This window comes from Streptomyces sp. NPDC047886, from assembly GCF_043204435.1.
GTDB lineage: Bacteria > Actinomycetota > Actinomycetes > Streptomycetales > Streptomycetaceae > Streptomyces.
Genome location: NZ_JBIDCF010000002.1, coordinates 1026377 through 1051564, shown reverse-complemented (window position 1 = coordinate 1051564; position 25188 = coordinate 1026377). Strand labels below are relative to the sequence as shown.

Below are 25188 nucleotides of genomic sequence, written 5' to 3'. Positions count from 1 at the left end.
GTCTGCTTCACGTACGCCCCGGCAGCACACCCGTGCTGCCGGGGCGTACGTTTCTCCTTGCACGTTCGGAGTATTTTCGGAGGACAGCTGTGGGACGACTCTTCGGCACGGACGGCGTGCGCGGTGTCGCCAACGCGGATCTGACGGCGGAGCTCGCGCTCGGCCTGTCGGTCGCGGCGGCGCATGTGCTCGCCGAAGCGGGGACCTTTGAAGGACATCGGCCGACCGCAGTGGTCGGCCGCGACCCGCGCGCGTCGGGAGAGTTCCTGGAGGCCGCCGTCGTGGCGGGCCTCGCGAGTGCGGGCGTGGACGTGCTGCGCGTCGGCGTGCTGCCGACGCCCGCGGTGGCGCATCTGACGGGTGCGCTCGGTGCCGACCTCGGTGTGATGCTGTCCGCCTCGCACAACGCCATGCCCGACAACGGCATCAAGTTCTTCGCGCGCGGCGGCCACAAGCTGGCCGACGAGCTGGAGGACCGGATCGAGACCGTCTACGAGCAGCACCGCACCGGTGCGCCGTGGGACCGCCCGACCGGCGCGGGAGTCGGCCGGGTCGCCGACTACGCCGAGGGCTTCGACCAGTACGTCGCCCATCTGCTGTCCGTCCTGCCCAACCGGCTCGACGGCCTCAAGATCGTCCTGGACGAGGCGCACGGCGCCGCGTCCCGGGTCTCGCCGGCCGCGTTCCAGCAGGCCGGCGCCGAGGTCATCACCATCGGTGCGACGCCGGACGGGCTCAACATCAACGACGGCTGCGGCTCCACGCATCTGGAGATGCTGAAGGCCGCCGTCCTCGAACACGGCGCCGACCTCGGCATCGCGCACGACGGCGACGCCGACCGCTGCCTCGCCGTCGACCACACGGGTTCCGAGGTCGACGGGGACCAGATCCTCGCCGTGCTCGCGCTGGCCATGCGCGAGGCCGGGACCCTGCGCGGCGACACCGTTGTCGCGACGGTCATGTCCAACCTGGGCTTCAAACTGGCGATGGAGCGCGAGGGCCTCCAGCTCGTCCAGACGGCCGTCGGCGACCGGTACGTCCTGGAGTCGATGAAGCAGCACGACTACGCGCTCGGCGGCGAGCAGTCGGGACACGTCATCGTCCTCGACCACGCCACCACCGGCGACGGCACCCTCACCGGTCTCCTGCTCGCCGCGCGCGTCGCCGCGACCGGCCGGTCGCTGGCCGAACTCGCCGGTGTCATGAAGCGGCTGCCGCAGGTCCTGATCAACGTCAAGGACGTCGACAAGTCGCGCGTGAAGACCTCCGCCGAGCTGGGCAACGCCGTCGCGGACGCCGAGCGCACGCTGGGCACCACCGGCCGCGTCCTGCTGCGCCCGTCGGGTACGGAGCCGCTGGTCCGGGTCATGGTCGAGGCCGCCGACATCGAGCAGGCCAGGTCCGTGGCGGGCCAGCTCGCGGACGTGGTGAAGGCCGCGCTGGGCTGACCCCGGCCCCCGCGTACGGGCACACGGGCCTTCGCGCACGGGCCCCGGCAACACGGGCCTTCGCGCACGGGCCTTCGCGCAGGAGAGAGGCGCCCCACCGCCGGTGGGGCGCCTCTCCCGTACGGTCAGAGCTTGCGGAGCGACAGCCGCTGCACCTTGTGGTCCGGGCCCTTGCGCACGACGAGGTTGGCCCGGCCGCGCGTCGGCGCGACATTCTCCAACAGGTTCACCTTGTTGATCGTCCGCCACATCGTGCGGGCGTAGTCGAGCGCCTCGTCCTCGGTGACCTGCGTGTACTTGCGGAAGTACGAGGACGGGTCCTGGAACGCGGTCTCGCGCAGCTTGCGGAAACGGTTCAGGTACCAGCGCTCGATGTCCTCGGGACGCGCGTCCACGTACACCGAGAAGTCGAAGTAGTCGGCGAGGCCCACGCGGGTGCGGCCGTCCTTGCCCGGCAGCGCCGGCTGCAGGACGTTGAGGCCCTCGACGATCAGTATGTCCGGGCGGCGGACCGTGAGCCGCTGGCCGGGCACGATGTCGTAGATCAGGTGCGAGTAGACAGGCGCGGTCACCTCGTCCTTCCCCGCCTTGATGTCCGCGACGAACCGGGTGAGCGCCCTCCGGTCGTACGACTCGGGGAACCCCTTCCGCGACATCAGCCCGCGCTCCTTGAGCTCCTTCATCGGCAGCAGGAACCCGTCCGTCGTGACCAGCTCGACCCGCGGGTGCTCCGGCCACCGGGCCAGCAGCGCCTGCAGGAGCCGCGCCACGGTCGACTTGCCCACGGCGACGGATCCGGCGACGCCTATGACGAACGGCGTCCCGCGCTGGGCGCCCTTCTCGCCGAGGAACGTGTTGAGCGCGCCACGCAGGTTCGCGGTGGCGCCGACGTACAGATTGAGCAGCCGGGACAGCGGCAGGTAGACGTCCCGGACCTCGTCCAGGTCGATGACGTCCCCGAGCCCCCTGAGCCGCTCCACCTCGTCCGCGGTGAGCGGCAGCGGCGTCTTGTCCCGCAGTGCGCTCCACTCCTCACGGGTCAGATCGACGTACGGCGTCGAGTCGGCCCGGCGGGACGGTGTGCCGGCGGCCGTGGCGGCGGGCTCACTGCTCGGGCTCGTCGTGCTGCTTCGTGGCGGCGAAGTGATCACACGGCCATTGTCGGTCGTACGGCGCCGGTGTGGGGGGTGGGGTCGGCCACACGGTCAGCCGGGCAGGGGAAAGGCGCGCCCACCGGAGAGGTGGACGCGCCTTCATGCCAGCGACGGCCTCCGTTTATCCCCACTGCGTGCCGACCTGTCCGAAACATGCCGATGGCAGGGCCCGGGAGCGGTAGCAGCATGCCGGATGGATTCAGGGGCGGCCATATATCGAGCAGCCCCCGAGAGGGCCGCATGGAGGCACACGGCGAGCGGAACGCGGATTTCGATCCAAGGAAACCGGCTGGTAGTGAGCGCATCGAACTACTCAGGGCAGGGCAAACCCGCCCCTTAGGGCTGCAGCGCTGAGAGCTTCAGCGCGATTTGACGGCCGGTGTCGCTGAATGTCTCCGTTTCCGGTTTATAGGCAATGCAGTGTCGAAAATTGCCGTTCCAAGGGGTTATTGGCTTCCATCCCACGACTCTCTGCCGAACGTTGCGTGATCAAGGTCACAGAAAGAAATTCAGATTTGACGCAACCAGAAAGGATGGCTGAGCATTCGCCCATCAAAATGCGTCAGGTGTGGCTCGGGGCAGGTTGATTGCGGCGAGGCCCCACCTGACATCCGGTCAATCTTGGGGGGCTGCCGCCGTCGTGTTCAGATCGGTTTCTTGGAGTGGCCGGGGTGGGTTGCCGCCCGGCACGAGGGCTGTGAGGCGCAGACGTGCTCGTCTGCGCTTTGCTGTGGTGGCGCCGGTGGCGTTGGCGTTGACGGTCGGGTTGTTGCCGGCCGCGTACGCGTTGCCTCCGGCGGATGATGACCGTGCTGGTGTCGATCTGGTCGACCTGCCGAAGTCGGATGTGGCGTCGGGTCAGGACGGTGGTTCGCTGGCGGAGATGACGACGGCGGAGGTGCCTCCGGCGGTCGAGTACGAGCCGACGAAGACGGTGGCGCCGGCGGGTGCGGCGGCGACGGAGACGGTGACGGGTCTGTCGGCTGGTCAGACGGTGCCGGTGGGGACGTTGCCGGTGGCGGTGGGTGCTCCGGTGTCGGCGACGGCGGAGCAGGCTCGGGCGCTTGAGGGTGACTGGCAGGTTTCGCTGGCGGATCAGTCGGAGCTGGTCGACACCGAGATCGAGGGCATGGTGTTCACCGTGACGCCGCCGGCTTCGGCGACGGGTACGGCGGTGGTGGCTCTGGATTACACGCAGTTCGCGGAGTTGTATGGCGCGAACTGGGCGGACCGGCTTCAGCTGGTCATGTATCCGCAGTGTTTTCTGACGACTCCGGAGGTGGCGGGGTGTCAGGAGCCGACGGAGGTGGACACGGCGAATGTCGTGACGCCGAAGGCGGGTGACGAGCCGGGTGATGGTGTGCTGGATGGTACGCGTCGGATCGAGGCGACGGTGGATGTCGCCACGCTGACCGACCCGGCCGCCGGTGGCACCACCCCCGCCTCCACGGGAGACAAGGGCACGGTCAACGACGCCGTGTACCGGGAGGGCGGCAAGACGGTCGCTCCGTCGGTGCTGACGGCTGCTGCCGCGGCCTCCGGTTCGTCGGTGTTCGTCGCGACATCGGCCGGTAGCGGTGCGAAGGGTGACTTCTCGGCGACGCCGCTGCCGTCGGCGGGTTCGTGGTCGGCGGGTACGTCGGCGGGTGGTTTCTCGTACACGTACGCGATGCAGGCGCCGTCGGTGCCGGGTGGTCCGTCGCCGTCTCTGGGGTTCGGTTACAGCTCGCAGAGTGCGGATGGCCGGACGTCGGCGACGAACAACCAGGCGTCGTGGATCGGTGAGGGCTGGGAGTACAACGCGGGTTCGATCTCGCGTACGTACCGGGCCTGCCGCGATGACCGGACGAACGGCAACAACGCCGATCGCAAGACCGGTGATCTGTGCTGGGGTTCGTACAACGCGGTGCTCACGCTCGGCGGTACGACGACGGAGCTGGTGAAGGACGACACGTCGGGCGAGTGGGTCACCGCGAACGGCGACGGCTCGAAGGTGGAGTTGCTGAAGGACGCGTCGCTGGGCAACGGCGATGGCGACGGTGAGTACTGGCGGGTGACGACGCGGGACGGTACGCAGTACTACTTCGGCAGGCACAAGCTGCCCGGATGGCGTTCCGACAACCCCGCCACGACCGACAAGGTCGACCCGGACCCGGTGACCAACTCGGTCTTCTCGGTCCCGGTTTCCGGAAACCAGTCGGGTGAGCCGTGCTACAACACCTCGTTCGCGAGCTCGTTCTGTGACCAGGCGTGGCGGTGGAACCTCGACTACGTCGTGGACACCTCCGGTGGCGCGATGACGCTGTGGTGGTCCAAGGAGAAGAACCACTTCGCGCGGAACCTGAAGTTCAAGACCCCTGTCCAGTACGACCGTGGTGGGTTCCTGAAGCGGATCGACTACGGCCTGCGCTCCAGCGCCCTGTTCGCCCAGCCGATCGCCCAGGTCACCTTCTCCGTGGACGAGCGGTGCTATGTCGAGGACGGCATCGCGTGTACGGACACGAACTTCGCGTCGGGTGACTTCGCGAAGAACCGGATCTGGTACGACACGCCCGCCGACCTGTACTGCTCGGGCGCGACGGGCAAGGAGTGCTTCGTCCCGGTCCCGACGTTCTGGTCGCGCAAGCGCCTCGCCCAGGTGACCACGTTCGCGCAGCGCACCGAGGGTTCGACGGCGCTGTCGAAGCTGGACACGTGGACGCTGCAGCAGTCGCTGCCGGCCGAGCGTACCGATGAGGGCACCGCGCTGTGGCTGGAGTCGATCACCCGGACCGGCTACGCGCCGAACGGTGAGGCGATCGCGCTGCGGCCGGTGACGTTCGTGGCGAACACCGAGCCGATGCACAACCGGGTGAAGAAGGGCGCCAGCGACCCCAACCCCACCTTCGACCGGCTGCGCATCCACCGGATCGTCAACGAGTACGGCGGCGAGACCGTCGTCACCTACTCCAAGCCCACCGGCCCCTGCGCCACCGGCACCGGATTCCCGTCGGTGTCGTCGAACACGGGCCTGTGCTACCCGGCGTACTGGCATCCGGACCCGGACAAGGCCGACGAGACGATCGACTGGTTCCACAAGTACGTCGTCACCAACGTCCAGGAACTCCCGGGCGTCTCCGGTGTCGCGGAGACCACGACCAGCTACACCTACGTGGGTGGTGGCGCGTGGGCGCTGAACCAGGGCGAGTTCTCGAAGAAGAAGACCCGCACCTATGACCAGTGGCGCGGCTACGGCCTCGTCCGCACCATCGAGGGCGCCGACTCGGCCGACACGTACCGTGGTACGAAGCGGTCGATGAGTGAGACCCGGTACTTCCGGGGCATGGACGGCGACCCGCTGCCCGACGGCACGAAGCGCTCGGTGACGGTCACCGACAGCGCGGGCGCGACGATCGCCGTCGACAAGGAGCCGTTCCAGGGGCGTGTCGCGGAGACGCTGACGTATGACGGTGTGGGCGGCAATCTGCTGACCCGTTCCGTGGACTACCCGGTCGCCGTGGAACTCGCGAGCCGTGCCCGCGACGGCGGCATACCCGCGCTGAAGGCGTACCGGGTCCAGGAGAGCCACAACATCTCCGTCACCCGCGCCTCCGGCACGCTTCCCGGTGACACGCGCACCTGGCGTACGACCAAGACGGCCACGACCTACGAAGACACCTACGGCCTCCCGGTCAAGGTCGAGACGCAGGGCGACACCGGCAAGACCGGCGACGAGTCCTGCACGGCGCTGGCCTATGTCCACAACACCGCCAAGCACCTGATCGGTCTCTCCAAGGAGACGGTGACCACCGCCGGTACCTGTGCCGCGGCCGCCACGGCCACGGCGGCCGACTGGATGGGCGGCTCGCGGGTCGCCTACGACAACGGCGCCTACGGCGCGGCCCCGACCGTCGGTCTGGCGACCACGACATGGGACGTCAGCTCCGCCGGAGGCAGCTGGACGCAGACGGGCACGGTCGCGTACGACTCTTACGGCCGCCCGACGACCACCACGGACGCGGCCGGCAACGCAGAAACGATCACTTACACGCCGGCCACCGGCCAGGTGTACTCGATCACCACGAAGAATCCGCTGAACCACAGCGAGACCACCTACGTCGAGCCGGGTCGCGGCGTGTCGCTGAAGGAGGTCGACGCCAACGGGCGCAGCACCTCCTTCGCGTACGACGCCCTCGGCCGCACGACCAAGGGGTGGAGGACGTCGCAGGCGACGACCGAGGACCCCTCGGTCAAGATGACGTACAACACCACGCCCGGCGAGCCGGTCTCCGTCGTCACCGAGACGCTGAACCACCGTGGCGACTACGAGACATCGGTCGTCTTCTACGACGGTCTCGGTCGTGAGCGCCAGAGCCAGGAGCCGGCGGTCGGCAAGGGCCGGCTGATCACCGACACCATCTACAGCGCCAACGGCACGATCTCCCGGACGAACAACGCGTACTACGCGGCGGGCGAGCCGCAGACGGTGATGTACGAGCTGGCCTCGGACTTCAACGTCCCCAACGCCACGCTGTACAAGTACGACGGTGCCGGCCGCATCCTGGCCGAGACCCCGTACGAGGCCGGTACGGAGAAGCCCGAGAAGGCCACGAAGTACGAGTACGGCTTCGACTACTCGACCGTCATCCCGCCCACCGGCGCCGCGTCCCAGCGCACCTTCATCGACGCCATGGGCCGGATCGTGCGGGCGGACACCTTCACGAACGCGGCCCGGACGACGGCCCGGTCGATCACGTACGAGTACAACGCCCGTGGTGACCAGAGCAAGGCGGTCGACTCCAAGGGCAACACCTGGTCCTGGACGTACGACGCCCGGGGCCGGCAGGCGTCCACGACGGACCCGGACACGGGGACGACATCGCGGACGTACGACGCGCTGAACCGGCCGGTCACCACCACGAACGCGCGGGGCGTGACCGTGTGGATCGGTTACGACAAGCTGTCGCGTCCGGTGGAGGAGCGGCTCGGGTCCTCGACGGGCACGCTGCTGACGTCGACCACGTACGACACGGTGATCGGCGGCCTGGGTCTGCCGGCGACGGCGACGCGCTACACGGACGGCCTGCCGTACACCACGACGGTGACGGGCTACACGCCCGACTACCAGATGACGGGGCAGAAACTGACGCTTCCCGCGTCGATCGCCTCGGCGTACGGGCTGCAGGAGAACTACTCCTACGCCTACGAGTACGACGAGTCCGGCCTCATGAAGTCCGCGTCGATGCCGGCCGCTGGCGGGCTGAGCGCGGAGAAGGTCGTCACCCGGTACAACGAGGACGGTCTGCCGATCTCGACGTCCGGTCTCGACTGGTACACGGCGGAGACGAACTACAGCGTCTACGGCCAGGTGCTGCGCGCGGTCACCGGCGAGCACCCGAACCGGGTGTGGACCACGAGTCTCTACGACGAGCGGACCGGTGCTCTCACCCAGAACATCGTGGACCGCGAGTCGATCAGCGACACGTCCGTGGTCACCGGCCACCGGGTGAACTCGCGCGCGTACACGTACGACAACGCGGGCAACGTCACCAAGCTCGAGGACACCTCGAACGGGGCCACCGACCGGCAGTGCTTCCGCTACGACACCCTGGGCCAGCTGGCCCGGGCGTGGACGACGCACGACGCGGCGTGCACGGTCGACTCGACCGGCAAGCCGACCACCGTCACCATCGGCGGCAAGGCGGACGGCTACGACAAGGCGTACACGTACGACGAGCTCGGCAACCGCGTCCAGCTGGACGAGCGCCACATGGAGCTCGTCGACGGCAAGACCGTGCTGGACCCCACCAAGGACGCCCGGACGACCTACACCTACGGCAAGGCGGACGGCAGCCAGCCGCACACCCTGACCGGCATGTCGTCCACGTACATCGCCGACTCGGGCGCCAAGGTCACGCAGGCGTCGAGCCGCGAGTACGACGCGACCGGCAACACGAAGACCCGCGTCGACGGTGGTGACACCCAGGCGCTGTCGTGGACGTGGGACGGCAAGGTGGAGAAGGTCACCGGCTTCGGTGACAAGGGCTCCGGAGCGTGGGTCGGCCTGGCCGGCAAGTGCCTGGACCTGTCCTCCGCCTCCACCGTCGCGGGCACCGCGCTCCAGCTGTACTCCTGCAACGGTTCCCGCGCGCAGAAGCTGCGGATCGAAGGCTCCACCCCGACGGACTCGTCCAAGGGCGCCCTGAAGATCCTCAAGAACTGTGTGATGCCGAAGGACGGCGCCACCGCCAACGGCACGCCGGTCGTCATCGCCGCCTGCACCGGCGCCGCCAACCAGGAGTGGACGACGGTTCCGGCCGGGAACAAGCTCAAGCACATCGCCTCCGGCAAGTGCCTGGACGTTCCCGGGGCCAACTCGGCCAGCGGCACCGACCTCCAGCTCTCCACCTGCGACACCAACGGCACCGCCCAGTCCTGGGTCCCCGCCAACGAGACCACCTACGTCTACGGTCCCGGCGGCGAACGCCTGATGGCCGTCTCGGCCGGCGAACGCACCCTGTACCTGGGCGACACCACGGTCTCGATGACCAGCACCGGCGCGCACTCGCACACGGAGCGCTACTACTCCCAGCCGGGCGCACCGACCGTGATGCGCAGCGTGTACGGCACGGGTACCTCCACGCTCTCCATGCAGGAGGCCGATCAGACCGGCACGGTCTTCATCGACGTGACGCTCGCTCCGGGTAACGCGGTGAAGTTCAACAAGCTGGACGCGTTCGGTGTGGAGCGCAACGAGCACAACAACTGGCGTTCCCACCGCGGCTACGTCGGCGGTGACGACGACAGGGCGACCGGCCTGGTCCATCTGGGGGCCCGCGAGTACGACCCGGTCACCGGCCGGTTCATCTCCGCCGACATGGTTCTCGACCTCGCGGACCCGGTGCAGATGAACGGGTACGTGTACTGCGAGAACAACCCCGTCACCTTCGCCGACCCGTCGGGTGAGGCGTCGGAGTCCTCCGGTGGCGGCGACTACGGCGGCCCGTCCAACTCGGAGGTCGCCTGGGCCAACGCCCAGCTGAACAAGTCCGTCGGCGACATCATCCTCAGTGTCGGCTGGGCCGCGCTGAAGCAGTTCATCGGCTGGGACGACGTCGTCGGCTGCTTCTCCCGGGGTGACCTGTGGGCCTGCGGAAAGCTGTTCATCAGCGCCATCCCGTGGACCAAGGTCACCAAGATCCCCGGTGTGCTGAGCGCGGCCAAGCGGATCGCGGGTGCCATCAGCGCCTGGATGAAGGCCAAGGAGAAGGCCCGCAAGATCCTCGAAATGGCCCGCAAGGCCAAGGAAGCCGCCCGCAAGGCGGCGGCGGCGAAGAAGGCCGCGGCCAAGAAGGCCGCACAGCTCGCCAAGAAGAAGGCGCAGGAGGCCGCGACCAGAGCCGCGAAGAAGGCGGCTCAGAAAACCGGCAACAAGGTACAGAAGGCCAAGAAGGCCCAGGCCAAGAACAGTGAGAAGCCGTCGGGCAACGGCAAGGGCAAGCCGAGCTGTGAGGACAACAGCTTCACGCCGGGCACCCGGGTCCTGATGGCCGACGGCACCACCAAGCCGATCGACGAGGTCGAGAACGGCGACAAGGTCGTGGCGACCGACCCCGAGACCGGGCAGACCGGTGTCGAGACGGTCACGGCCGAGATCGAGGGCAAGGGCACCAAGAAGCTCGTCGACGTCACCATCGACACCGACGGCGACAAGGGCGACGCGACGGCCACGGTCACCGCGACCGACGGTCACCCGTTCTGGGTCCCCGAGCTCGGCAGCTGGCTGGAGGCGACCGACCTCAAGGCGGGCGACTGGCTGCAGACAAGCGCCGGTACGTTCGTCCAGATCACGGCCGTCGAGCGCCGTACCGCCCAGTCCGCGGCCGTGCACAACCTCACGGTCAGCGGTCACCACACCTACTTCGTGGTGGCGGCGGAGACTCCGCTCCTCGTCCACAACTGCAACGTCGCCGCCAAGCGGTCCTACGACCGTGCGAAGCAACTGCACGAGAAGCTGAAGAAGCCGGACAAGGAGGACGGCGGCTACGCGTACAAGAACGACACGACGGCCGTACTCATGGCGCGTGACGCCAACGGGGACATCCGGACCGTCGTGGCGTCGAACCGGCCGTACGTGCCCCGGCAGATCAAGGACGCCCTCCAGGAAGGAGAGGTGTACGCGAACGGACGCGGCCACGCCGAGGTGACCGCCCTGCGGTACATCGACAAGCAGGGGTGGACGCTCCTGGGCGGCGCGGCGAACCGTAATGTGTGTGCCTTCTGCGAGAACACACTCCGGGACCGTGGCGCGAAACTCGTGGGTGACACCTTCGGGGGCCGCCTGCAGGTCAAAGTGAACGGTGTGAAGCGCTTCTTCAACTACATGGGCGAGAGGATGTTCCAAGGGTGATCGAGGTGCCCGAAGCTGTCGAACAGGCGTCGCTCCGCGACGCCGGCGACAGGATGCGCCTGGGCGCACTGCTGCTCGTGCGGCACTGCGGCTTCCATCAGGACACGAAGTTCTCTCCGTGGTTCGAGCCGAGCCGGCTGATCCTGGGGCGGGTCGTGGAGGCGGCGAAGGCCGTTCACCGCGACGGTGACGCCCACGGTGCCGACCTGGCCGGCCTCCAGGCGGCCGTTCAGGAGGTCCTGGAGGAGAGCGACCCGGAAGGTCCTCCGTTCGAGACCGAGATCGTCGACCACCTGGTGTTCGCCGACGAGGTCCTCGAATTCCTCCTCGCCCCGGACGAGCCTGAGCTGCTCGGCCAGGCCCTGGAGCGTGCCGACGAGCTCGCCGAGGCGCACGAGGAGATGGGCCGCGAGGAGTACGAGGGCTCCGACGACTGGGAGCCGGCGCCGCTGTTCTCCCTGGAGGCGGAGGCCCGCACCCTCGATGTCGAGGGCGACCCCGGCAGTGCGGCGGCCCTGGCGAGGAGCGAGGCGTTCGCCCGTGCCTACGCCGAGGTCATCGAGAAGTGCTACTCCGACGACGACGCGGGAAGGGCCGAGTGAACGGGCCCATACGCCGAGCCGGGTCCGCCCGGCTCGGCGGCTCCGCCGCGATCGGTGCGGCCCTGGTGCTGGCCACCGGCTGCACCGTCGCCGCCGGCGGCGGGACGTCCGGGTCCGGCAGCGGGTTCCGGCCGGTGGCCGAGCCGAGTGCGGCGGCCACCGCGGCGGGCGGGCTCGCGGGTCTCGCCGTGTCCGGGAAGGACATCGCCGGGTACACCGTCGAGGAGACGGCCGCCGGGGAGCGCGTCGAGCGGAAGGACGTGAGCACCGACGGTGCCTGCGCCCCCCTCGGGTACGCCCTGGCCGGTGCCCCCGTCGGGGAGGCGAAGTCCACGGTGGCCCGGCAGGCGGTCGGTGAGGCCGGCACGACGGACGTGACGCTCGGCGCGTACGGCGGGCAGGACGCCCTGGCGGCCATGACCGCGCTCAGCGACTCCGCCGACGCCTGCTCCAAGGGCTTCACCGTCCAGGTGAAGGGCGACGAGCGGCAGGTCACCGCGGTCGTGCGGGAGGTGGCGCCCAGCGGCACCGACCAGGCCATGGCGTTCGCGGTCACGACGACGAGCGGCGGCAAGAAGACGCTGGTCAAGGTGGTCGTCCTGCGTAAGGGCGACACCCTGGTGCAGCTGACGGCACCGGAGGTTCCGCAGGCGGTGGTGGACGCGCAGCTGCTCAAGCTGACCTGACGCGCGCTCAAGCTGACCTGACGCGACCTCTTCGGCCGGTGGCGCACCGGGCGGATGATCACATGGGCATCACGGTCCTGTACCGGCCTGTCCGGATCCGATCATCCGTCCGGTGCGCCGTTTTATCGTGTGCACAACATTCGAAGAGAGAGTTGTGATCATGCGCGCCAGTCTTGCCCGCCGTTCCGCCGTCGCCGCTTCCGCGGTGTCCCTCGCCCTGCTCGTCACCGCCTGCGGCAGCGAGAAGACGACCGGCGGTGACGAGGGCGCCAAGGGCGACAAGGGGGCCGTGGCGGACGCCGGTTCGGCCAAGGCCCTGACCGCCGCCGAGCTGGAGAAGGCGATCATCGCGCAGGGCGACGTCGACGGCTACAAGGTCCAGCAGCCGGGCGCGGCCGACCGCGTCCCCGCCGAGCAGGTCACCGTCGACAAGGCCGCCTGCCAGCCGCTCGCGCACGCCGTGTACGCGGTGGCGCTCGGCGAGCCGAAGGCGACCGTCGGCCGCAAGGTCGTCCAGGAGCCGAAGAAGGGCGACAAGCCGTCGCTCGGCGACCTGTCGGAGAAGGAGCTCGAGGACGCCGTCGCCTCCGCCTTCGACCTGACGTCCACGATGGTCTCGCTCGCGTCGTACGAGGGGAAGGGCGCCGACGAGGCGGTGGCCTCCCTGCGCAAGGCGGCGGGCGAGTGCGCCGGTGGCTTCACCCTGAAGCTGGCCGGAGAGGCGCAGAAGGTCCTCAAGGTGGAGGAGCTGAAGGTGTCCGGCGGTCAGGAGGCCGCGGGCTGGACGGTGCTGACCCAGCAGGAGGGCGGCACGATGCCGCTCAAGGTGGCGGTCGTGCGCCAGGGCTCGACGCTCGCGTCGTTCTCCGTGGTCAACTTCGGCGCCGCCGGCAGCGGCAAGGACTACGACCTGCCCACCGCCGTCATCGACGCGCAGGTCGGCAAGCTCGGCTGACACCGCTCGCGCATGGCGGGGTCGTAGGCTGCCGCCATGTGCGGAATCGTGGGTTACGTCGGCGGTCAGTCGGCGCTCGATGTGGTCATCGCGGGACTGAAGCGGCTGGAGTACCGCGGCTACGACTCGGCCGGGGTCGCGGTGCTCGCCGACGGCGGGCTCGCCTCGGCGAAGAAGGCGGGCAAGCTCGTCAACCTGGAGAAGGAGCTGGTCGCCCGGCCCCTGCCCAGCGGGCCCACCGGGATCGGACACACCCGGTGGGCCACCCACGGCGCGCCGACCGACGTGAACGCGCACCCGCACATCGACAACGCGGGGCGGGTCGCGGTCGTGCACAACGGCATCATCGAGAACTTCGCCGTCCTGCGGGCCGAACTCGCCGAACGCGGGCACCTGCTGGAGTCGGAGACCGACACCGAGGTCGTCGCGCATCTGCTGGCCGAGGCCCACTCGTCGTCGGGCGACCTCGCCGAGGCGATGCGGCAGGTGTGCGGCCGGCTCGAAGGGGCGTTCACGCTGGTCGCGATGCACGCCGACGAACCCGATCTGGTCGTCGGCGCGCGGCGGAACTCCCCGCTGGTGGTGGGCGTTGGAGAAGGAGAGTCCTTCCTCGCGTCGGACGTGGCCGCGTTCATCGCCCATACGCGGTCCGCGATCGAGCTGGGGCAGGACCAGGTGGTGGAGCTCCGCCGGGACGGCGTGACGGTCACCGACTTCGACGGCGCGCCCGCCGACGTGCGGTCGTACCACGTCGACTGGGACGCTTCCGCGGCCGAAAAGGGGGGCTATGACTACTTCATGCTCAAGGAGATCGCCGAACAGCCGAAGGCGGTCGCCGATACGTTGCTGGGGCGGATCGACGCCGGCGGCTCACTGACGCTGGACGAGGTCCGGATCCCCGCGACGGTGCTCCGCGAGGCCACCAAGGTCGTCATCGTGGCGTGCGGGACCGCGTTCCACTCGGGGCTCATCGCCAAGTACGCCATCGAGCACTGGACCCGCATCCCGTGCGAGGTGGAGCTGGCGAGCGAGTTCCGCTACCGGGACCCGATCCTGGACCGGCGGACGCTGGTCATCGCCATTTCGCAGTCCGGCGAGACCATGGACACCCTCATGGCGCTGCGGCACGCCCGCGAGCAGGGCGCGCACGTCCTGGCGATCTGCAACACCAACGGCTCCACCATCCCGCGTGAGTCCGACGCCGTGCTGTACACGCACGCGGGACCCGAGGTGGCGGTCGCCTCGACCAAGGCGTTCCTCACCCAGCTCGTGGCGGTCTACCTCGTCGCCCTGTACCTGGGGCAGGTGCGGGGGACGAAGTGGGGCGACGAGATCCGGGCCGTCGTCCGGGACCTCGCGCGCATCGCCGACGACGTCGACCGGGTCCTGGAGACGATGGAGCCGGTACGGGAGCTGGCGCGTTCGCTCGCCGGCCACGACACCGTGCTGTTCCTCGGCCGGCACGTCGGCTACCCGGTGGCACTGGAGGGCGCCCTCAAGCTGAAGGAGCTCGCCTATATGCACGCCGAGGGCTTCGCGGCGGGCGAGCTCAAGCACGGGCCGATCGCCCTGATCGAGCAGGACCTGCCGGTGGTGGTCATCGTGCCGTCGCCGCGCGGCCGGTCGGTCCTGCACGACAAGATCGTCTCCAATATCCAGGAGATCCGGGCCCGGGGCGCCCGGACGATCGTCATCGCCGAGGAGGGCGACGACGCGGTCGTGCCGTACGCGGACCACCTCATCCGGATCCCGGCGACACCGACGCTGCTTCAGCCCCTGGTGTCCACGGTTCCGTTGCAGGTGTTCGCGTGCGAACTGGCGACCGCCCGGGGCAACGAGGTGGACCAGCCGCGCAACCTGGCCAAGTCCGTGACGGTGGAGTGAGTGAACGAATGATCATCGGGGTGGGGATCGACGTCGCGGAGATCGACCGGTTCGCCGAGGCCATGGAGCGCACGCCCCAGATGGCGGAGCGGCTGTTCCTGGAACGGGAGCTGCTGCTGCCCAGCGGGGAACGGCGCGGCATGGCCTCGCTCGCGGCCCGGTTCGCGGCGAAGGAGGCCATCGCCAAGGCGCTCGGCGCGCCCGGCGGGCTGCACTGGACGGACGCCGAGGTGTACGTCGAGGACAGCGGCCGGCCACGGCTGCGGGTGCGGGGTACGGTCGCGGCGCGCGCGGCCGAACTGGGCGTACGGCACTGGCATGTGTCGCTCAGCCATGACGCGGGGGTGGCGTCGGCCGTGGTCATCGCGGAGGGTTGACGGCAGACGGTCCGGAGGCCGGACGGCGCCGGGCCGAAGCGGGCCGGGTGGAGCGGCCGGGCGCAAGCGGGCCGGACCGAAGCGGGCCGGGTGGAAGCGGGTGGCTGAAGCGGGCCCGGCTGGACACGGTCCCGGCGGCGGGGGCCGTACGGAACACGGCACCGGCCGTGGCGGCCGGGGCTGGAGGACAGTCCCGGTCGCGGCGGTCGGCTGAAGACGGTCCGGGCTGAAGACGGCCCGGGCCGGTGGCGGTCCCGGCCGGTGACGGCCCGGGGCGAAGGAGGGCTGAGCGGATGCGTACCGCCTATCGGGTCGACACCGTGCGGGCCGCCGAGGCCGAGCTGATGGCCAGGCTGCCCGCCGGGGCGCTGATGCTGCGGGCGGCCGCCGGGCTGGCGTCGGCGTGCGCCGGGCTGCTCGGGCGGGTGTCCGGCGCCCGGGTCGTGCTGCTCGTCGGCAGTGGCGACAACGGCGGCGACACGCTGTATGCGGGCGCCCGGCTGGCGCGGCGCGGGGCGGGCGTCTCGGCGGTCCTGCTCGGCGCGCGCGCCCACGAGGGCGGGCTCGCCGCGCTGGCCTCGGCAGGCGGCCGCGTGGCCGACGACCCGTTCGAGGTGCTGGCCCGCGCCGATCTCGTCCTGGACGGCATCACCGGGATCGGCGGGCGCGGCGGGCTGCGGCCGGACGCCGTGCCGGTGGTGCGGGCGGCACGTGGTTCCGACGCGGCCGTCGTCGCCGTGGACCTGCCGAGCGGTGTCGACGCCGACACCGGGGAGGTGGCGGGCGAGGCGGTACGGGCCGACGCGACGGTGACGTTCGGGACGTACAAGCCGGGGCTCCTGGTCGATCCGGCGCGGGAGTACGCGGGCGCGCTGCGGCTCGTGGACATCGGCATCGGGCCCTTCCTGCCGTCGGTGCCGGAGCTGGAGGCGCTCCAGCACGGGGACGTGGCGCGGATGCTGCCGGTACCGGTGGCGGAGAGCGACAAGTACCGCAGGGGCGTCATCGGGGTGGTCGCCGGTTCGGCGCGCTACCCGGGCGCCGCCGTCCTGGCGGTGGCGGGCGCGCTGCGCGGCGGCGCCGGAGCCGTACGGTACGTGGGGCCCGCCGCCGACGCCGTGCTCGCCCGCTACCCCGAGACGCTGGTGCACGCGGGCCCGCCGGAGAAGGCGGGGCGCGTCCAGGCGTGGGCGATCGGGCCGGGCCTCGGCGACACCCCGGGCGTGCGGGACGTGCTGGACTCCGACGTGCCGGTCCTCATCGACGCGGACGGGCTGCGGAACCTGGACGCCGCTGCCGTGCGGGCCAGGGCCGCCCCGACGCTGCTGACACCGCACGCGGGGGAGGCGGCCGCGCTGCTCGGCGTCGCCCGCGAGGACGTGGAGGCACGGCGGCTGGACGCGGTCCGGGAACTGGCCGGCCGGTTCGGCGCCACCGTGCTGCTGAAGGGCTCCACGACCCTGGTCGCCGACCCGTCGGCCGGAGTGCCGGTGCGGGTGAACCCGACGGGCACGCCCTGGCTGGCCACCGCGGGCAGCGGTGACGTTCTGTCGGGCCTGGCCGGGTCGCTCCTCGCGGCGGGGCTCGCCCCGCGCGACGCGGCGTCGGTCGCCGCGTATCTGCACGGGCTCGCCGCCCGCCGGGCCTCCCACGGCGCCCCGATCGCCGCGCACGACGTGGCGGACGCGCTGCCGGGCGCGTGGCGGGACGTGACGGGCGGGACGTCATGGGTGGGACGTGTCGGGCAGGACGAGGCGGGACGCGATGGACGTGACGGGCGGGACGTCATGGGATGGACGTGACGGGCGGGACGTCATGGGCGGGATGTGACGGGCAGGACGTGGCCGGTGGGGCGTGACGGGCGGGATGTGACGGGCAGGACGTGGCCGGTGGGGCGTGACGGGCGGGGCGTGACGGGTCGGCCGGACCGAGAGGGACGTGGTCACCAGGCCGTGGGCCGTGGTGGCGGGGCAGTGATGTCGTGGGCAGGAAGGCAGTGACAGGGGTGGGACGGATGGTGGGGGAGGCACGGCACGTCACCGCGCTGGCGGAGATCATGCCGCCCGAGCACGGGGCGGACGAACAGGTCGACTGGGCGGCCGCCGAGGCCCGGTGGGGCACCCGCTTCCCGGCCGACTACAGGGCGTTCATGGCGCTGTACGGCGGAGGCGGCATCAACGGCGAGGCGGGCGTGCTCCTGCCGCTGCCGGAGCCGGGCATCCAGTGGCCGCCCGGTGACATCGCGGAGGAGACGGCCAACGCCCGCCGCGCCTGGCGCGCCCAGGGCCACCGCTCCGGCCTGGACATCGACCCGGACGACATCCTCGCCTGGGGCGTCACGGCCGGGCCCGACATCCTGTGCTGGCTGACCGCGGACCCCGACCCCGACCGGTGGCCGGTCCTGGTCGCTGGGCGCCACACCCCGTCGCCGTTCATGCTCCACGACTGCGGCATGGCCGAGTTCCTGCGGCGGCTGCTCACGGACGAGTTCGACGACTCGGCCGTCAGCATCGTCTTCTGGGACGGCACCCCGCCCCGGTTCGTCCACTGGCGGGAGGAGCAGCGCCGCTGGCTGGCCGGTCTCGACCCGGTGACCGGCGAGCCCGACCCGTACGCGGGAACGTACCCCGGAGTGAGCGGCGCTACAGGCGAGGGCCGCGGCCCCGGGGACCGCACCTGAGACACTGGGCGCGATGAGTGAGACACCGCAGCCCTTCCGAGCCCGCGCCGAGATCGACCTCGGCGCGCTGCGCGCCAACGTCCGCGCGCTGCGCGCCCGCGTCGCGCCCCACGCCCAGGTGATGGGTGTCGTGAAGGCCGACGCCTACGGTCACGGCGCCGTGCCGTGTGCCCGCGCCGCGCTCGACGCCGGGGCGACGTGGCTCGGCACGGCCACCCCGCAGGAGGCGCTGGCCCTGCGTGCCGCGGGCATCGACGCGCCGGTCCTGTGCTGGCTGTGGACGCCCGGCGGCCCCTGGCGCGAGGCGGTCGAAGCAGGTCTCGACGTGTCCGTCAGCGGCATGTGGGCCCTGGAGGAGGTCACCGACGCGGCGCGCGCGGCGGGCCGCCCGGCGCGCGTCCAGCTGAAGGCCGACACGGGTCTCGGGCGCAACGGCTGCCAGCCCGCCGACTGGCCCCGGCTCGTCGGCGAGGCGCTCAGGGCGCAGGACGCGGGGCTCGTCCGGATCACCGGCGTCTGGTCGCACTTCGCCTGCGCCGACGAGCCGGGCCACCCCTCCGTACCGGGCCAGCTGAACGCGTTCCGCGAGATGCTGGAGTACGCGGAGAAGGCGGGCGCCGAACCCGAGGTGCGGCACCTCGCCAACTCACCGGCGACGCTCACGCTCCCGGAGTCCTTCTTCGACCTCGTACGCCCGGGTATCGCCATGTACGGGCTGTCGCCCAGCCCCGAGCTGGGCACGCCCGCGGACTTCGGGCTGCGCCCGGTGATGCGGCTCACGGCGAGCGTCGCCCTCGTCAAGCAGGCCCCGGCCGGGCACGGCGTCAGCTACGGCCACCACTACGTCACGCCGCGCGAGACGACCCTCGGGCTCGTGCCGGTCGGGTACGCGGACGGCGTCCCCCGGCACGCCTCGGGCCGGGGCCCGGTACTGATCGGCGGCCGGGTGCGGACCGTGGCCGGCCGGGTCGCGATGGACCAGTTCGTGGTGGACCTCGACGGCGACCCCGTGGAACCGGGGGCGCCGGCCGTGCTGTTCGGCCCCGGCGACGACGGTGAGCCGACCGCCGATGACTGGGCGCGGGCGGCGGACACCATCGCGTACGAGATCGTCACCAGGATCGGTTCACGCGTGCCACGCGTCTACATCGACGAGGCTCGTACCGAGGGGGATGTTCATGACGACGGGGAGCCCCGGTGAGTGAGACCGGCGCGGGGGAGGCGGCCGCCGAGGCCGTGGCGGAGGCGGCGGCCTCGGGCAACTGGCGTCGTGCCGGCTTCGCCGGTGCCGCCATAGGGGTGGTCGCGGCGGGCGCCGCCGCCGGTGTCGCCATCGAGCGGCTCACCGTCGGGCGCGGGATGCGCCGCAAGGCGCGGCTCGCCCTGGACGCGGCCGGCCCGTACGGCGCCCTGCGCGGCACGCCCGGCAGGGCGTACGCCGACGACGGCACCGAACTGTTCTACGAGACCGACGAGATCGAGGCCGGGGACGGCACCTCGCGCCGGCGCCGTCTCTTCGGCCGCCGCACCCCCACGCCCGCGACCGTCGTCTTCAGCCACGGCTACTGCCTCAACCAGGACTCCTGGCACTTCCAGCGCGCCGCCCTGCGCGGGCTCGTCAGGACCGTGCACTGGGACCAGCGCAGCCACGGCCGCTCCGCCCGCTCCACCCACCAGGGTGACGGCGAACGGGTGGGTGTCTCCATCGACCGGCTGGGCCGCGACCTGAAGGCCGTCATCGACGCGGCCGCCCCGGAGGGTCCGCTGGTCCTCGTGGGGCACTCCATGGGCGGGATGACGATGATGGCCCTCGCCGACCAGTACCCGGAGCTGATCCGGGAGCGGGTCGTCGGCGTGGCGTTCGTCGGTACGTCCTGCGGCAGGCTCGCCGAGGTCGACTACGGGCTGCCGGTGGCGGGCGTGAACGCGGTACGGCGCGTCCTGCCCGGTGTCCTGCGGGTCCTCGGCGCCCAGGCGGAGTTGGTGGAGCGCGGCCGGCGCGCCACCGCCGACCTGTTCGCCGGGCTCATCAAGCGCTACTCGTTCGGCTCGAGGGACGTGGACCCGGCGGTCGCCCGGTTCGCCGAGCGGATGATCGAGGCCACGCCGATCGATGTCGTCGCCGAGTTCTACCCGGCGTTCGCCGAGCACGACAAGGCGGCGGCGCTCGCCGTCTTCGCCGAGGTGCCCGCCCTGGCGCTGGCGGGCGAACGGGACCTGGTCACGCCCAGCTCGCACACCGAGACCATCGCCGGACTGCTGCCGGACGCGGAACTCGTCATCGTGCCGGACGGCGGGCACCTGGTGATGCTGGAACACCCCGAGACGGTCACCGACCGGCTGGCCGACCTCCTCGTACGCGTCGGCGCGGTACCGGCACCGGCCGACTCCGGCACGCGCAGCGGTTAGGTTGGCTCGTATGGAAGCACCGCTCATCACCGCCCGGCTCACCGTCGACTCGCCCGAGGAGATGCGGGAGCTCGGCCGGACCCTGGCCAAGCTGCTCCGCCCCGGCGACCTGGTGATGCTCACCGGCGAACTCGGCGCGGGCAAGACGACGCTGACCCGCGGGCTCGGCGAGGGCCTCGGCGTACGGGGCGCGGTGACGTCCCCGACGTTCGTGATCGCCCGTGTCCACCCCTCGCTGGTCGCGGGCCCGCCGCTCGTCCATGTCGACGCCTACCGGCTCGGCGGCGGCCTGGACGAGATGGAGGACCTGGACCTCGATGTCTCGCTGCCCGACTCGGTGGTGGTCGTGGAGTGGGGCGAGGGGAAGGTCGAGGACCTGTCCGACGACCGGCTCCAGATCGTCATCGACCGGGTCGTGGGCGCGACGGACGACGACCGGCGCGTGGTCACCCTCACCGGGATCGGCGAGCGCTGGGCGGACGTCGACCTCGCGCCGCGCTGACGACGGCGCCGGGTCGGCGGCGGCAGCGGGCGACGTAGCGGCGGGACAGTGGGGGCGGGGCAATGGGGGACGGGGCGGCGTGCGTCCGCCTGGATCCCGCCGCGTACTCCCGTACACCGGACGCGTGCCGCCCCGTACCCGGCCGCGTGCTGCCCCGTACCGGCCGTGTGCCGCCCCGTACCCGGCCGCGTGCCGCCCCGTACCGGCCGTGTGCGCACGGACATCCGGACGCGTGCGCCGTACGTTCCGACAAGACGTCGGCAAAATGTTGCGTCACACCTCCCAGGCGTGGTCACATGGATACCCGCACTTGGTTAGGTGTACCTAACCATGCCTGCCCCGGAGCCCAGGAGGGGACCATGCCGCAGCAGCAGCCACAGCGGCGGCAGCCGTCGGACGTGTCGATGCGCGACCTGCTGGCGTCGTGCGCGGCCGCGAACGCGGTCTCCACACCGCCGCCCGTGAGCACGGCGGCCGACGGCTGCGAAGGAGCAGGCGAGGGTGGACGCGGTGAACGCGGACGCGGTGAAGCCGGACACGGCGAAAGCGGACGCGGCGGGGCCACCGGAGGCACCGGGAGAGACGGCGTCGACCTGCCCGAGCAGCGCGGCGCCTGCCCCGAGGCGGCGTAGCCCCCCCCGTACTACGGGACGCGTTACGGGACGACGACGACCTTCGAGTTGACCGTCGCGAACGACCACAGCGCGTCGCCGTCCTCACGCTGCATCCGCACGCCGCCCGTCTTCCTGGCCGGGTCCGGGCTGGCCAGCGAGCCGTCCACGGCCGCGCTGAACCCGATCGATACGCCGTCGACGCTGGTGAACCGCACCACGTGCTCGATCTGGACGCCGTCGGAGCCGCGCACCTTTCCCGAACGGGACGTCACGGCGTAGGTGCCGGGGGCCGGGTGGACGGTGCTCGGCACCACCGCGAAGGTGCGCGTCACCTTGTTCTTGGCGCTCACCAGCCACACCCGCCGGTCGGCCAGCGCGTACACGACCCGCTCGCCCTTGCCCGACTGCTCCGGCAGCGCCAGCGGGTCCTTCACGGCCGGCTTCGGCGTGCCGGACGCCGCCGCCGACGGCGCGGCCGCACCCGGGGACTTCGGCTTCACCGCGAGATCGGCCGGGGCGTTCGCCGACGCCTGATAGGCGAGGAAGCCGACCGCTGCGAGCGCCGCCGCGGTGAGCCCGGCCACGAATCCCGAGCTGCTCCTTGCCACACTGCCCACCTCTCGCGCGTACGTACCGGTGTGACGGTAGCAGCAGTGCGCGGGCGGGACAGGGCGCCGTGCCCGCCGCCACGGAGCCGTAGGCTGTTCGCGTGCTCTTGCTCGCCATGGATACCGCAACACCCGCCGTCACCGTCGCCCTCCACGACGGGGAGTCGGTCGTCGCCGCGTACGCACAGGTCGACGCCCGCCGGCACGGGGAGCTGCTGCTGCCCGCCGTCCACCGCGTCCTCCGGGAGGCCGGGCGGAAGCTCGACGCCGTGACGGACATCGTCGTGGGCGTCGGCCCCGGCCCGTACACCGGACTGCGGGTGGGCCTCGTGACGGCCGCCACGTTCGGCTCGGCCCTCGGCGTCCCGGTGCACGGTCTGTGCACGCTGGACGGCCTCGCGTACGCCTCGGAGCTGGACGGACCGTTCGTCGTGGCCACCGACGCGCGCCGCAAGGAGGTCTACTGGGCGCGGTACGAGGACCGCCGCACCCGCGTGGGCGAGCCCGCCGTCGACCGGCCGGCCGACATCGCCGAGCGGGTCGCCGGGCTCCCGGCCGTCGGCGCCGGTGCCCGCCTGTACGGCGAGGTGTTCCCCGACGCCCGCGACCCCGAGCACCAGTCGGCCGCGGCCCTCGCCGGGCTGGCGGCCGAACGGCTCGCGGCCGGCGATGAGCTGCTGGAGCCGAGGCCGCTGTACCTGCGCAGGCCCGACGCCCAGGTGCCGAAGAACTACAAGGTGGTCACCCCGAAGTGACCGCACCGGTTCTGCGCGAGATGCGCTGGTGGGACATCGCGCCGGTGCTGGAGCTCGAGCGCGAGCTGTTCCCCGAGGACGCCTGGTCGGAGGGGATGTTCTGGTCCGAGCTCGCGCACGCGCGCGGCCCGGAGGCCACCCGCCGCTATGTCGTGGCGGAGGACCCGGACGACGGGCGGCTCGTCGGCTACGCGGGCCTCGCGGCGGCCGGCGGACTCGGCGACGTCCAGACCATCGCGGTCGCCCGCGAGCAGTGGGGCAGCGGGCTCGGCGCCCGCCTCCTGACGGAACTGCTCCAGTACGCCACGGCCTTCGAGTGCGCGGAGGTGCTGCTGGAGGTACGGGTGGACAACACGCGGGCGCAGAAGCTGTACGAGCGGTTCGGCTTCGAGCCGATCGGCTTCCGGCGCGGCTACTACCAGCCCGGCAACGTCGACGCGCTGGTGATGCGCCTGACCGTGCAGGAAGACGCCGACGTGAACGCGGATGCGGACGCGGGCGCGGGGGTGAACGCGAACGTAACGGCGGCCGCGGCCGTAACCGCAGACGCGGCCGTATCCGTGGACGCGGCCGCAGACGCAGGCGCGGACGCGGACGCGGACGCGGACGCGACAGCAGACGTAGACCCAGACGTAGACACAGACGAGCAAGAGACTGAGAGCGCTGAGAGCCATGGCTGACGAACCCCTCGTCCTCGGTATCGAGACCTCCTGTGACGAGACCGGTGTCGGCATCGTCCGGGGAACGACCCTGCTCGCGGACGCCATCGCGTCCAGCGTGGACACGCACGCCCGCTTCGGCGGCGTGGTGCCCGAGATCGCCTCGCGCGCCCATCTGGAGGCGATGGTCCCGACGATCGAGCGCGCCCTGAAGCAGGCCGGTGTCTCCGCCCGCGACCTGGACGGCATCGCCGTCACGGCGGGGCCGGGCCTGGCGGGCGCCCTGCTCGTCGGCGTCTCGGCGGCGAAGGCGTACGCGTACGCCCTCGGCAAGCCCCTGTACGGCGTCAATCACCTGGCGTCGCACATCTGCGTCGACCAGCTGGAACACGGCCCGTTGCCCGAGCCGACGATGGCGCTGCTGGTCAGCGGCGGGCACTCGTCGCTGCTGCTCGCGCCCGACATCACCGCCGACGTACGGCCGATGGGCGCGACGATCGACGACGCGGCGGGCGAGGCGTTCGACAAGATCGCGCGCGTGCTGGACCTCGGCTTCCCGGGCGGACCGGTGATCGACCGGCTGGCGAAGGAGGGCGACCCGGAGGCCATCGCGTTCCCGCGCGGGCTCAGCGGGTCGCGGGACCCCGCGTACGACTTCTCCTTCTCCGGGCTCAAGACGGCCGTCGCCCGCTGGATCGAGGCCAAGCGGAACGCGGGCGAGGAGGTGCCGGTGCGCGACGTGGCGGCGTCCTTCCAGGAGGCCGTGGTGGACGTGCTGACCCGCAAGGCAGTGCGCGCCTGCAAGGACGAGGGCGTCGACCATCTGATGATCGGTGGCGGTGTGGCGGCCAACTCGCGGCTGCGGGCGCTCGCCGAGGAGCGGTGCGAACGGGCCGGTATCCGGCTGCGGGTGCCGCGTCCGGGGCTGTGCACCGACAACGGCGCGATGGTCGCGGCGCTCGGCGCCGAGATGGTGGCACGGAACCGGCCGGCGTCCGACCTGGAGCTGTCGGCGGACTCGTCGCTGCCGGTCACCGACCCGCACGTGCCGGGCGACCACGGCCACGGCCACGGTCATGGCCACGATCACGATCATGTGCACGAGGTCAGCAAGGAGAACCTGTACTCGTGACCGGCTCCACCCGTACCGTCACGCTGATGTGGGAGGCCAGGGCCCTGCCCGGCCGGGGCGGCGACCTGCTGGAGTGGGCGCGGGCCCAGCCGCTGGCCGCCGAACCGCTCCGCCGCGAGACGTTCTCGGCGGCACAGGACCGGGTGCTGGTCCTGACCTGGTGGGAGGTCCCGGCGGACGCCCCGTACGACACGGCTGCCCTGCCGGAGCTGCCGGATCCGGCCACCGAACTGGTCACCCGCCCGGTCCACCGCTGGCGGTTCCGATCCCACGGGGTGGACCGGCCGCTCCCTCGTTGAACCTGTGTCCGATTATTTCCGTCAAGCAGTAGGTA

The 25188-nt window shown here is 71.4% G+C and carries 18 protein-coding genes and 1 pseudogene; 17 read left to right on the top strand and 2 right to left on the bottom strand.

Annotation, left to right across the window (positions count from 1 at the left end):
• Positions 1-89 precede the first annotated feature (89 nt).
• Positions 90-1448: a phosphoglucosamine mutase gene (glmM, locus tag ACGF5U_RS10385; RefSeq protein WP_392715851.1), complete on the top strand. Its 1359-nt coding sequence runs from the start codon at positions 90-92 to the stop codon at positions 1446-1448.
• A 125-nt stretch (positions 1449-1573) separates the two neighbouring features.
• Here glmM and coaA read toward each other — a convergent pair whose 3' ends face one another.
• Complete coding sequence (gene coaA, locus ACGF5U_RS10380) at positions 1574-2599, bottom strand: type I pantothenate kinase (protein ID WP_392718991.1); 1026 nt, start codon at positions 2597-2599, stop codon at positions 1574-1576.
• Between the two features lie 745 nt (positions 2600-3344).
• Here coaA and ACGF5U_RS10375 point away from each other — a divergent pair.
• The 12 genes from ACGF5U_RS10375 (at position 3345) to ACGF5U_RS10320 (ending at position 21718) form a co-directional block, all read left to right on the top strand.
• The gene (locus ACGF5U_RS10375; RefSeq protein ID WP_392818358.1) at positions 3345-10991 is read left to right on the top strand and encodes a ricin-type beta-trefoil lectin domain protein; all 7647 of its coding nucleotides are present in this window, start codon (positions 3345-3347) and stop codon (positions 10989-10991) included.
• Positions 10992-10996: 5 nt separating this feature from the next.
• A complete protein-coding gene (locus ACGF5U_RS10370; RefSeq protein WP_392711948.1) occupies positions 10997-11593 on the top strand; it encodes a hypothetical protein in 597 nt (198 codons plus the stop codon).
• Positions 11590-12279: a hypothetical protein gene (locus tag ACGF5U_RS10365; protein ID WP_392711950.1), complete on the top strand. Its 690-nt coding sequence runs from the start codon at positions 11590-11592 to the stop codon at positions 12277-12279. Before ACGF5U_RS10370 ends, ACGF5U_RS10365 begins: the two co-directional genes overlap by 4 nt.
• A 160-nt stretch (positions 12280-12439) precedes the next feature.
• Positions 12440-13234 (top strand): hypothetical protein, encoded by a 795-nt coding sequence (locus tag ACGF5U_RS10360; RefSeq protein ID WP_392711952.1) that lies wholly within the window; start codon positions 12440-12442, stop codon positions 13232-13234.
• A 36-nt stretch (positions 13235-13270) separates the two neighbouring features.
• Positions 13271-15118 (top strand): glutamine--fructose-6-phosphate transaminase (isomerizing), encoded by a 1848-nt coding sequence (glmS, locus tag ACGF5U_RS10355; RefSeq protein ID WP_392711954.1) that lies wholly within the window; start codon positions 13271-13273, stop codon positions 15116-15118.
• An 8-nt stretch (positions 15119-15126) separates the two neighbouring features.
• A complete protein-coding gene (locus tag ACGF5U_RS10350; RefSeq protein ID WP_392711955.1) occupies positions 15127-15495 on the top strand; it encodes a holo-ACP synthase in 369 nt (122 codons plus the stop codon).
• A gap of 293 nt (positions 15496-15788) precedes the next feature.
• Positions 15789-17297, top strand: coding sequence for an NAD(P)H-hydrate dehydratase (locus ACGF5U_RS10345; RefSeq protein ID WP_392711957.1), 1509 nt, complete (start codon positions 15789-15791; stop codon positions 17295-17297).
• Positions 17298-17509: 212 nt separating this feature from the next.
• Complete coding sequence (locus tag ACGF5U_RS10340; protein WP_392711958.1) at positions 17510-18175, top strand: SMI1/KNR4 family protein; 666 nt, start codon at positions 17510-17512, stop codon at positions 18173-18175.
• Between the two features lie 13 nt (positions 18176-18188).
• Positions 18189-19376, top strand: coding sequence for an alanine racemase (alr, locus tag ACGF5U_RS10335; RefSeq protein ID WP_392711960.1), 1188 nt, complete (start codon positions 18189-18191; stop codon positions 19374-19376).
• Positions 19373-20584 (top strand): alpha/beta fold hydrolase, encoded by a 1212-nt coding sequence (locus tag ACGF5U_RS10330; RefSeq protein WP_392711962.1) that lies wholly within the window; start codon positions 19373-19375, stop codon positions 20582-20584. The genes alr and ACGF5U_RS10330 overlap by 4 nt, the downstream gene beginning before the upstream one ends.
• 10 nt (positions 20585-20594) lie before the next feature.
• A complete protein-coding gene (tsaE, locus tag ACGF5U_RS10325) occupies positions 20595-21086 on the top strand; it encodes a tRNA (adenosine(37)-N6)-threonylcarbamoyltransferase complex ATPase subunit type 1 TsaE (protein WP_392711964.1) in 492 nt (163 codons plus the stop codon).
• 359 nt (positions 21087-21445) lie between these two features.
• Positions 21446-21718, top strand: coding sequence for a hypothetical protein (locus ACGF5U_RS10320; protein WP_392711966.1), 273 nt, complete (start codon positions 21446-21448; stop codon positions 21716-21718).
• A gap of 23 nt (positions 21719-21741) precedes the next feature.
• On the opposite strand, the gene ACGF5U_RS10315 is transcribed toward ACGF5U_RS10320, so the two are convergent.
• Positions 21742-22284, bottom strand: coding sequence for a hypothetical protein (locus ACGF5U_RS10315; RefSeq protein WP_392712622.1), 543 nt, complete (start codon positions 22282-22284; stop codon positions 21742-21744).
• A gap of 125 nt (positions 22285-22409) precedes the next feature.
• Here ACGF5U_RS10315 and tsaB point away from each other — a divergent pair, with 125 nt between their 5' ends.
• The 4 genes and pseudogenes from tsaB (at position 22410) to ACGF5U_RS10295 (ending at position 25153) form a co-directional block, all read left to right on the top strand.
• Positions 22410-23063 carry a tRNA (adenosine(37)-N6)-threonylcarbamoyltransferase complex dimerization subunit type 1 TsaB gene (gene tsaB / locus ACGF5U_RS10310; protein WP_392711968.1) on the top strand — a complete coding sequence of 218 codons (654 nt, stop codon included), beginning with the start codon at positions 22410-22412 and terminating at the stop codon, positions 23061-23063.
• A gap of 20 nt (positions 23064-23083) precedes the next feature.
• Positions 23084-23536, top strand: a pseudogene (gene rimI / locus ACGF5U_RS10305) (ribosomal protein S18-alanine N-acetyltransferase); the annotation flags it as partial.
• Positions 23537-23735: 199 nt separating this feature from the next.
• Positions 23736-24854 carry a tRNA (adenosine(37)-N6)-threonylcarbamoyltransferase complex transferase subunit TsaD gene (tsaD, locus tag ACGF5U_RS10300; RefSeq protein ID WP_392711970.1) on the top strand — a complete coding sequence of 373 codons (1119 nt, stop codon included), beginning with the start codon at positions 23736-23738 and terminating at the stop codon, positions 24852-24854.
• Between the two features lie 26 nt (positions 24855-24880).
• On the top strand, positions 24881-25153 hold the full coding sequence (locus ACGF5U_RS10295; protein ID WP_392712623.1) for a hypothetical protein: 273 nt from the start codon (positions 24881-24883) through the stop codon (positions 25151-25153).
• The last annotated feature ends 35 nt before the right edge of the window (positions 25154-25188 follow it).